The organism is Streptomyces sp. ISL-43 (genome assembly GCF_018614195.1).
GTDB lineage: Bacteria > Actinomycetota > Actinomycetes > Streptomycetales > Streptomycetaceae > Streptomyces.
The window spans coordinates 1-8,084 of the sequence record NZ_JAGGOT010000086.1 but is presented as its reverse complement, the minus strand read 5'-3'; the positions used below and the strand labels follow the sequence as shown (position 1 = coordinate 8,084).

Below are 8,084 nucleotides of genomic sequence, written 5' to 3'. Positions count from 1 at the left end.
AGTTAATAATCCGCAAGCCCTAACGGGCGAGCATTGACATCGCGTACAGCACTGCCCACCACGCCATGAGCGGGTGGAGTTCTCGCCTCAGTCCCGCAACGGCGGGGAAGAAGTAGCGATGACCGGCGTATCTCCGGGTCATCGCGGATAGGCGTTCCCGTCGCTGCTCCTGGGAGCCGGTCTCGGCGGGCATCGGCCAGTGCATGTACAGCCAGCCGGCGTCCGGGTGGTGACGCTCGTAGTGCGGTCCGGCATCGGCTCCCACCCGGCGGCGGGCGAAGTCCTCGTACCCGGTGGTGCCGGGGTAGCTCTTCAGGAAGTCATCCAGTGCGGGACGGCTGCCGTCGTCCACGACGCGGTCCAAGATATCGCCGACGTGAAGGGTGAGCAGCGGGTGGAAGTCAGTTTCTTCGATCGAGTCCGCGCTTGCGTACAGGGGTGTAAACCGGTCCCGGCTGGTCAGTGGGTACCCCAGGCTGGCGGGCAGACTGTCCCAGACTTCTTCCAGCCGAACGACCGTGTCATTGCCCCAGACCGGCGACTGGAGCAGCTGGCTGAGCCGTACGAAGCTTCCGGCAGAGCCCTCAGGATCCGTGCGGATCTCGATGTCGGCAAAGTCCAGGTGGTAGCCGGAGGCATGGATGCCGTGCGTGACCAGATTCCAGTCCTCACCCTTGAGGCCGACGGCCGCGGCCGCGATAGCCCGGCCCGCCTGACTCAGGCCGTAGAAGACCAGCAGGGGGCGGGTCTGCGGGCCCACGCCCTCAGCAGCCCGGAACATCTGCTGCGCCTGCTCCAGCGCTGTGGCGTAGGTCCTGGCCCGCGCGCCGCTGCTCGCTCTACCCGGCCGACTCGAACGACTGGCCCGCAGTCTCTCCCACGCCTCAAGGGGGTCTATCTGCATATACATGGTGGGAAGCTATCCAAAAGCGAGTGGCGAAAGAGGGTCTTCCCACAGGGAGCTGAACCGAGGTGCCCTTCGAGAGGGTCGCTCGTTGCCTGGGGTATGGAGCTCACTGAGGAGCAGGTGGCCACCTTGCGCGGCCTTCTCCGCGACGGCCGCGATCTACATTTCGACAGTGATCCGTGTGATCAGGTCCGCTGGCGCGCCGCCGCGCTCATCTACCTTCGCGGCACGGTGCCGCCCGAACATCACATGTGGAAGTTGCGCCGGGACTGGGACCGCTACGACCTGCCCGCTGAGTACGAAATTCTCAGACCGAGAATCTTCGGAGAGTACTGGGGGCCCGTCATGGGGGCGATTGAGGGAGTTCTGGCGCTGGTCGAGTCTTCGCCAGTTGCCAAGACAGGACGAAAAGGTCAGCAGCGGGGCATCCTGGCTGACCCTTCGTCATCTGGCTCTACGCCCACTCGACGCCCAGCTCAACAAGCGCTGCCCGCTGCTCCTGGGTGAGCTTGTCCCGCCGGGTCTTGGTGTTGGAGACCCATACGCCCAGCTTCACGGTCACCGGCTCGGCCTCGCCGGCGACCGTGATCAGCTCACCGTGGCCGCGCGGTACCGCCCGGCCCGCGCCCTCCCTCTCCACCCACTGCGCGAGAGCCGTCAGGCCGCGCTGGAACGCTTGCTGTGCCTTGCTCGGGCCCTTCGCCGTAGGGGCGGCCGCCGGGGCGGGAGACGGCGTCTGGGCGGGCTGTACGCCCAGCGCGGTCAGCCGTTCCTGCTGCTCGGGCAGGAGGCGCGCCCAGGAGGCCGGTTGCTTCTGCTGTTGGAGCCACTTGCCGATGTCGTCGCCGTCCATCAGGACGCCGGGTGCGATGTCGGGCAGCTGTCCGTCGGCGTCGACCAGGTCCGCCAGGACGCGGTAGTGCCGCTGCCAGTCCAGTGGCCAGGGGCAGTTCCAGTCTTTGTCGATCGCGGCGAGCTTTGCGGCCCGGGTCGTGGCGGTGTCCTCGTTCTTGCCGAGGCCGTTCTTGGTGCCCTTGCGGCGGAGGTTGGCCATGTGCTGTCCGATGGGCACCATGTCGTCGTCTTCGCCCCAGACGGCGTCCTGGCGGGGCGCGAGGTGGCCGGTGGCCCTTCGGTAGGAGCGGAGCGCGGCGAGCTTGGTCTCCCATGCCTCTTCGCCCGGCTCCCAGACCATCCCGGCCTCCGGGGCGTCGAGCAGGGTCTTGCGCCGCTCCTCGAGTTCTCCGGCCCGCAGTGCCTTGCGCTGCTGGTGCACCCACCTGCCGAGGGGGAAGTCCTTGGTGACGCCGACTTCGGTTTCGGTGTCGTACGGGACGGCGTACAGGCCGGTGATCTCGTGGGCCGTACGCCAGCGGAGGAGGGCTTGGTAGCCCTCGAGCCACACCAGGCTCTCGGGCCGGTAGACGCGGGTGCGCAGGAACGCTGCGATGGTCGCGGCGTCCCTGGGGGAGGAGAAGTGGAGCAGCGCGGACTCGGCGGCGGCGTCGGTGCCGTCCTCCTGGTCCGCGCCCTCGCCGGCGGCGGTGCTGATGATCCGTCCGTCCTCGTCGCGCTGCCGCCGGTCTTCTCGCGCGCAGTCGTGGATACCCGGCCCTTGCGTGCCTTGTCGATGTGCTCTTTGATCTCGGGCTGATAGACCAGCCAGTTGGAGACACCGGCCGCCCGCGCGACACCCAGCATGGTGATTTCCTGGCCGTTGGCGGCCATGCTGTCGACGGTGGCGAGCACCTTGGCGCGCTTCTGCTGGCTGTCGCGCCGGCGGGCTTGGCGGAGAATGTCGCCGCGGCTTCGAGTGGCGGTCACTGGCCAGCTCCGGTGGGGTCGCGGCGGACAACGGTCAGTGGGAGGAGGCGCCTGCCAGATGAATCGGTTTCCGCTACAGCCACAGCGGAGGCAGATCCAGCTCGGGACTTCCGTAGGAGTCTGGCAGCGTCCTCGACCTCCCGGCGCTCGGCCTCCGGAAGCGCGGCCAGAGCGGTTCGCATCGTCGCGACGATGTTGGTGTAGTCCCGGATCTGGCCGTCCATGCCGTCGACGATGTACCCCGCGACACCGGACACCGTTGCGATCTCGCGACTGCCCTTGAGCCGGATCAGCTCGTCTTGGATCGCGGGCAGGTAGGACGGGTCGGGGCTGTAGGACGGGCAACCGGCGCATTGGAATCGGATCGGGCAGGCTTGGCCGCCGGCCTTCACGTTCGTGGGTTCCTCGCAGTTGCCGTACGGGACAGCCACGGACTTTCGCTCGTACCCGAGAGCCGTTCCTCCCGCGCGAGGCTGGCCGGCGCGGTCGAGGACGAACTGCCGCATGGTGTCAGCGGCCTCCGCACCCCGCCCGCGGCGCCCGCTGCGGACCGGGCCTCTTCCCGTCAGAAGGCGGACCAGGAGCGGTCGATGCGGCTGCTGAAGGCGATCGACGAAGCCGCCGACGATCCGGCCGGGGAGCCGGGGGAGCTGTCGGAGTTCGAGCGGATCGTGCTCTACGGCGTCGCCGAACTGCCGGGCCGGGAGTACCCGCCGCCGGGCCATGGATACCCGCGAGCGTGAACCGGACGCGATCGGGGGCTGTCTGTCAGTGGATCCCGGCATGATGCGGAGCCATGAACGTGGATGTGGCGACGTCGATGGCCGGTAGCTGGTGGTACCCGGTGGGGATCGCGGTGCTCGCGGTGGCGTCCTCTCGGTCGCCTCGGCGGCGAGGCGGGCCCGGCGGGCGGCTGTTGTCGACGCAGGGGGAGTTGCGGGGCGCGGGCCGGTGCCCAGGACGCGACGTTCGATCATCACTCCAGCACCTGAACCGACCGGGACGGGACAGGGCAGCGCCCGACCCCGTGTCAGCCGATCCGGCCGTCGCAGGCCCCCGCGAGCGGGTCGTGCACGGTCATCCAGAGGGCTTGGTCGGTGGTGAGGGTGGCGCGGGTGCCGGTGGGAAGGGTCCAGCAGTCGGGCCGGTGGATCCGGATCGGGCGGGATGCCTTCGAGTTGGCGGCAGTCCGTAGGCGCTCGGCAGTCCACCCGCGGTCACCCGGTGGGGCCGGCGCTGCGGTCGCGGCCGCCCTCGGGGAGGCGGCCTGCTCTGGCCGGGCCGTAGCCGGGGCCGGGGAGGCGGGCAAGCGGCGGCGGAGAGTGGGAACGTCCTCGTAGGACACCCCGCGTACGGGACGGACCTGCCGGGCGGGCACGGGTATCTCGATGAAGTCCTCGGCGACGTCGGCGCCGGTAGTGGCAGCGCGGCTGCTCCACGCGCTTACGGCCACCACGTAGATCCATTCCCCGGCCTCCGTCTGCCACCGCCGCACGAGCTGCCCCTCGACGGTGCCGCCGGGCAGGACGGCACGGATCGGCGGCAGAGCGCGGCGGCCGGGCCGGGTGGGGCGGTCAGTGCGGCCGGGGCGGGACACGGACGTCAGGTTCCGTACTGGGCGCGGCGCTGCTCGCGGCAGGACGGGCAGAGAGGTGACGCTCCTACGCCGTAACGGCATGTCGTTTTGTGGCTTCTCTGCACTTCACCCGATCGGGAAGGTGGGGGAATGTCATGGACGGCGTTCACCACCGCCAATAAGCGGGGTCGCACGGAGCAAGGCCGGCGGCCCCACGCTTTGAGGGTCGCCTCATTCCTCATTCCCAGTTCTTCCTGGGGGTCTGCGCCGCCGAAGCGCGGGGCTGAGTTGACACCCTCCCCGGCGACCGCTGCTCACGACACTGGTCCTGTAGGGAACGCGTGTCGTTGCGAGACCGGCTGCTCCGGGGTGGTCACCCTGTGATCGTGGATGAGCACCCCCCTACAGTCACGGACGAGCCCCACCGCTTCCGTGGGCGGTGGCGAAGACTTGCGGTGGCAGCTCTGATGGCTCTCGGGCTGCTCACGTCCGCGGCGGTGCTGTTTCACGTAGGCACGACGGACGCGTTCAACGCGCTGACATTCGGCGGACGCGTCGTGGGTGTCGCTTTCATTGCAGCGGCGCTGGTGGAGGTGATCGCCGCCCTGTCGGCGTTCGACTACTGGGGAAAACAAGCCGTGCGGTACTCGGGCGCGGCTGTTCTCATCGGCGTCGGGACCGTGACTGTCACGGACTTGATGTTCCTGATCACGCAGTTCGAGGGCCGTGACTTCACCCCCTTCCTCTGGCTGTGGATCGGATTGCTGCTCTGGGTGGGCTGGGCCTTTGGTGTCCTGGCCCGGCAGAGGGTATGGCGGGGGATCCCGCATCCCAAAAGCATTGCCCTGAGCGTGCTGGTGTCCGGCGTGGTCGGAGCCGCGAGTCTCACCTATTCGCAGATTTACGTGCCCTACGCGACTCCTGTCACCGTCCCCTTCGACGCGTCGTTCGGCGCTCCCACGATGAGTGCGGACGGGGCCTCGCTCCACCTTCCGGCGCATGTGGAACTTCAAAATTCCAGCACGGTGCGGATCTACGCTGTGGGCACCTTGTGGACCGTCACGGGACGTCCGGTCACCTTCGACCCCCGGGGCAAGGGGATGAAGGAGTGGAAGCGCGACTTCTGGGAAAATTCCGGCACGCTCAGACACGTGCGGGACGGTCCTTCGCGGATGCTGGGCGCCGGAGAATTCATGACGGCGGGGTCCCCTATCGAGCCTGGCGAGGCTATCTCCGTCGACAGTGTCGTGGACGTGCCACTGCGCTCCGGGCTCGGCCGCGTCCACATCTGGGCGATGCTCTCCTACATCAGGGCCGATAGGGGCACCCTACCCGTAAAAGAATACCGACATACGATTAAATTGACCTGGAACCCAGAGTCTCAGCAGCAGGAGCATGTGGGGGACGTGCCTGAATGGGTGGCTGATAGCGGAGATGAGGCTTACTGGCACTCCTCCAAAATCAAACATTCCAGCAAAATGCTGGACTTGACACACGCCATGGACTACCTCACCGCCTGGTGGACGATCCCGAAATGGCACGAAGGGAGCTACTTCGCAAAAGACGACACCGACCCGTCCCTGTCGGTATCCATCACACGCGACCCCGACGGCGAGGAGCAAATCAGCGACGAGGAGATGGATTCGTACGGCCTGAAGAAAGAAGTCAGCTACACCGAGCGCACAGTCGACGAGCTCTTGAAGGCCGCGAGCAAGTAGCAACGGTCCCCCAATGGATGCCCGCGTTCCGCCGGGCACCAGCCGTCACCGTGCCCTTCTCCCCGCCCTCATGCCACGTCAGCTCTCCTAGCAGGGCTCAGCCTGCTGCCGGTGGGCTGGGACCCCGGCCCTCGGCCGCCGGGTCCTGCCCGCCTGGCGCTGCCCTGGCAGGAATCGTGGTAGAGCGGGAGCGGGCCGCTGTCGGTCAGACCCGTGGCTCGGCCGGAACAGGTCCGGCCAGGGGGCGGTCCGCACATGATGCGTGACCAGCACCAGGCAGCGGGCGAACTCCGAAGCCGACCGACCCTGGCGCCAGCAGCCGCCCTCGGCCAGACGAGCCAGATGTCCGGCGACCGACCGGCCGGGACGAGTACGTCGGCGAACGAGCTGCCACACTGCCGCCGCGAGCGGCCGAACTCGATCCGCCCGCCATCGTGGGGATCTCGGTGGCAGGTGGTGGGAGGCCTCGCGAGTGTGTCGGTGGTTCGGCTCAGTGGTGCACCCCTGATGGGTCCATCCCCGGTGGCGAACGCGGTCTGGCGTCGGCGAGGTGTGAACAAGTCCCCCAGGACAGCCCACCGCCTGTTCACCTGCCAGTACCTGACCCTCGCCTGGCGGGGCGACCGGCGTCGGCTGCTCGCCGGGTCTGGAGGTGTGGGGTGACCAGCTAGTACATGGGAGTCCCCGTCTACGCCGACTCCGGGTGCGAATCTGCGGTGTGTGGCCGCTGCTGTCGCCGGTCAGTGAAACTGAGCAGTCGTCATGTCCCTGACCTGGGGATGTGCAGGTTGGCTGAGCGGGTTTACGGTTGGGCCGGCTCACTGAATCTGCGCAGAGTGGGAGGCTGGCAGCCGTCTGACCTGCGGAGTTCCTAGCTCCGCGTCTGGTTGCGCAGGTTGGTTGGGTACTGCGCAGTTTCACTGATCGCCGACAGGACCTCTGGCCAGTGCTCGTTCCGTACCGGGGCCTTGATTCCCGAGTCTATCCCGCCACAAAGTTGAAGCACTCAGGATAGGCGGGGCCTTCCGCTGAGCATTTTGAATCAGGGATGGGCTGCGCCTGACCGTGTGGTCGGCAGGGGGCCGGAGAAGCCGCGAGCGTGCGCGGGTAGTAGCTTCCTTCCCGTGGCGGAGCATCAGGATGAGACAAGGGCGGCCTACGACGGGGTCGTCGAGCTGTACGCGTCGTTGTTCGCTGATCGGCTGGAGACGCAGCCGTTCTCGCGGACGATGATCGGTACCTTTGCCGAGTTGGTGCGGGGGACGGGGAACCCGCGGGCGGCCGACGTGGGCTGCGGGCCCGGGCATCTGACGGCCATGCTGCACGATCTGGGGCTGGACGCCTTCGGGTTCGACCTCTCACCGGCCATGGTCGATCATGCCCGGCGGGCTCAGCCGGCGCTGCGGTTCGACGAGGCGCGGATGGAGGCCTTGCCGGTCGAGGACGGTGTGCTCGGCGGCGTCCTGGCTCACTACTCGATGATCCACACTCCGCCGGGGGAACTGCCCGCGTTGCTCGCCGAGCAGGCGCGTGTCCTGGCACCGGAGGGCCTGCTCCTGGTCTCGTTCTTCGGGACCGATGGCCCCGATCCGGTCCGTTTCGACCACAAGGTGACGCCTGCCTACAGCTGGCCGGTGGACCGGTTCGCCGAGCTGCTGGCGGGGGCCGGTCTGGTCACGTTCGCCCGGCTGCTCCACGATCCCGCCTCCGAGCGGGGCTTCCTCGACGTCCACTTGCTGGCCCGCCTCCAATAAAGGACAAGGCCAACTGTCGGCCATTCCCCGGCAGAGGCGTCCTTGCAGCCAGCCGCCCGCGTAGCGGGCTGGTCCTGGAGGCGGAGACGGAAGGACCGGGGTGGGGGAGCGGAGCGGACCCGCCCAACGGGCCGAAGCGCAGCGCAGGACTCCGGCCCGAAGGGCCGGCTCTGAGCCCGCGAAGCGGGCTCCCGCCGAGCGAAGCGAGGCGGTTCCATGGTCCGGAGCGAAGCGGAGGACCAGGCGCCGAAGGCGCCTCGGCCGAGCGCAGCGAGGCCGTTCTCTCCTGAGCGCGCAGCGCTCAG

At 68.2% G+C, this 8,084-nt stretch carries 6 protein-coding genes and 1 pseudogene; 3 read left to right on the top strand and 4 right to left on the bottom strand.

The genetic code is table 11. From position 1 onward, the window contains the following. Nucleotides 1–19: 19 nt before the first annotated feature. The 3 genes and pseudogenes from J7F03_RS36930 to J7F03_RS36920 all read right to left on the bottom strand — a co-directional run bounded on the left by J7F03_RS36930 (nt 20) and on the right by J7F03_RS36920 (nt 3,237). Nucleotides 20–904 (bottom strand): YaaC family protein, encoded by an 885-nt coding sequence (locus J7F03_RS36930; protein ID WP_374104446.1) that lies wholly within the window; start codon nt 902–904, stop codon nt 20–22. A gap of 457 nt (nt 905–1,361) precedes the next feature. Further along, a pseudogene (locus tag J7F03_RS36925) lies at nt 1,362–2,573 on the bottom strand (helicase associated domain-containing protein); the annotation flags it as partial. A 154-nt stretch (nt 2,574–2,727) separates the two neighbouring features. Then, complete coding sequence (locus J7F03_RS36920) at nt 2,728–3,237, bottom strand: hypothetical protein (protein WP_214957399.1); 510 nt, start codon at nt 3,235–3,237, stop codon at nt 2,728–2,730. A gap of 84 nt (nt 3,238–3,321) precedes the next feature. Between J7F03_RS36920 and J7F03_RS36915 the strand changes: the two genes are divergently transcribed. Further along, nucleotides 3,322–3,474 carry a hypothetical protein gene (locus tag J7F03_RS36915; protein ID WP_214957397.1) on the top strand — a complete coding sequence of 51 codons (153 nt, stop codon included), beginning with the start codon at nt 3,322–3,324 and terminating at the stop codon, nt 3,472–3,474. 287 nt (nt 3,475–3,761) lie between these two features. On the opposite strand, the gene J7F03_RS36910 is transcribed toward J7F03_RS36915, so the two are convergent. Continuing rightward, nucleotides 3,762–4,328 (bottom strand): hypothetical protein, encoded by a 567-nt coding sequence (locus tag J7F03_RS36910; RefSeq protein ID WP_214957395.1) that lies wholly within the window; start codon nt 4,326–4,328, stop codon nt 3,762–3,764. Between the two features lie 434 nt (nt 4,329–4,762). Here J7F03_RS36910 and J7F03_RS36905 point away from each other — a divergent pair, with 434 nt between their 5' ends. Then, the gene (locus J7F03_RS36905; RefSeq protein WP_214957393.1) at nt 4,763–6,025 is read left to right on the top strand and encodes a hypothetical protein; all 1,263 of its coding nucleotides are present in this window, start codon (nt 4,763–4,765) and stop codon (nt 6,023–6,025) included. Between the two features lie 1,124 nt (nt 6,026–7,149). Beyond that, a complete protein-coding gene (locus J7F03_RS36900; protein ID WP_214957392.1) occupies nt 7,150–7,779 on the top strand; it encodes a class I SAM-dependent methyltransferase in 630 nt (209 codons plus the stop codon). Nucleotides 7,780–8,084 lie beyond the last annotated feature (305 nt).

Excerpts from the sequence above, each read along its gene's own strand:
- J7F03_RS36930 (WP_374104446.1), bottom strand. The coding sequence starts at position 904 with ATGCAGATAGACCCCCTTGAGGCGTGGGAGAGACTGCGGGCCAGTCGT.
- J7F03_RS36915 (WP_214957397.1), top strand. The coding sequence starts at position 3,322 with ATGCGGCTGCTGAAGGCGATCGACGAAGCCGCCGACGATCCGGCCGGG.
- J7F03_RS36920 (WP_214957399.1), bottom strand. The coding sequence starts at position 3,237 with ATGCGGCAGTTCGTCCTCGACCGCGCCGGCCAGCCTCGCGCGGGAGGA.